A 1483-nucleotide genomic window follows, 5' to 3' on the forward strand; every position below is an offset into this window, starting at 1 on the left:
CGGCGGGGAGAATTACCACAAAAGTTTGATAGCAAGATAAAACTTTGAGAGACCACAAAACTCTGACCACGGCACAGTCCCCCGCCGTCAACTGCAACGCAGGGTTAGACAAAAACTTTGATTCGCTATCTTTTCCTTTTCCTCTGCCTCACCGAATTATTGTGCATTCCACATTCACGGTTTGACCCTAAAATATCTCCCTTCTAACGACAAAGTTCAGGTGCGGCGGGGAGAATCGCCACCAAACTTTGTAAGCACGATTACCTATTGAGATACTATAAAACTTTCAATCACGGCACAGCCCCCCGCCGTCCGCTGCAACGCTTGGTTAGGAAAAAGTTCCATTTTACCATCTTTTTCTTTTCTTCTATCTTACCGAATTATTGTGCATTCCACATTCACGGTTTGACCCTAATATCTCCCCTTTTTGAGGTTTGATCCTCTATCTTGCTCTATCTTGCTCTATCTTGACCCTCTATCTCTCCGAGGTTTGCCCCTCTATTCTCTACTTCTTGGGGTTCAGAATGTTCCCAAAATTGATTGAAATCCTCAGTGTAGTAACGAAAAACGCTTCCTAGTTTATCTTCTAATTCAAAAGTAGGAAAGCGCCATCCTGCTCCTCCACAAGGATATGGCTGTATAAAGAGCCTATTATCCACTCTAAGTAAAGAATAAGTAGGAGTAAAAGATGATTTTCGGAGGCAAATAGTCCTATATTCCCTCTCCTCTTTTTTCATTAACCCTTCTATATCTTTGATAGCACCTTCTATATCTATTTTTATAGCACCTTTTACCCGTCCTTCCTGATTTTCTCTTATTTGAACTTGCTCTGACTTAGGATCTACTAATAAAAATCTGAACTTGCACCCTCTTCTGAGAGCACCTTCAATAGAATTTCTGACTTCATCCTCTTGTATTTGGCGAGCAAAAGTTCCTAGGGAGAGACCTAATATATCTACATGACTGTGGGCATTAGAAAGTAATTTTGCATAGTTAATTTCAGAACGTTCTCTATAGACCATTCTGAAGCCTAATTCTAACGCACTTCCGAGTAGCTTCGTACCTTCTGCAATTTCTTGTATTGCTTCCCCCATTCTCGTAATTTCACCATTAGCATGTGGCTTCATAGCTTCAACTAAATCCATTCCCAACCGCTTTGTGTAAACTCCTAATAGATAACGGTCATAGAGGAGTGTAATGGCTCCCGTGGGAAGAAACACATAACCAATATGTGCAAGGATGGAACTTAATGGTTCTTGTAATTGTAAAGCAATAGGGACAGATATAAATAAAAGCCCCAGCAAAATAGTTATAATCGAAAGGAATGGAGTAACCCTATAATCCTTTATTGTATTTTTTTCCATTTTTATACCCCTCCTCGTTATATTTTTGTACTCTCATCACTACGCCTAACGACAAAATAACCTGCTCTGTCAGGTTCATTGTTTTGTTAGCAATTCATTTCTTTGTCACTTTCTCTCCA

General features: G+C 39.9%; 1 protein-coding gene. It reads right to left on the bottom strand.

The annotated features are described in order from the left end of the window. Positions 1–452: 452 nt before the first annotated feature. Positions 453–1364, bottom strand: coding sequence for a hypothetical protein (locus AB1414_20720; GenBank protein MEW6609834.1), 912 nt, complete (start codon positions 1362–1364; stop codon positions 453–455). Positions 1365–1483: the final 119 nt, after the last annotated feature.

Source organism: bacterium (assembly GCA_040755795.1).
In the GTDB taxonomy this organism is placed as follows: domain Bacteria; phylum UBA9089; class CG2-30-40-21; order CG2-30-40-21; family SBAY01; genus JBFLXS01.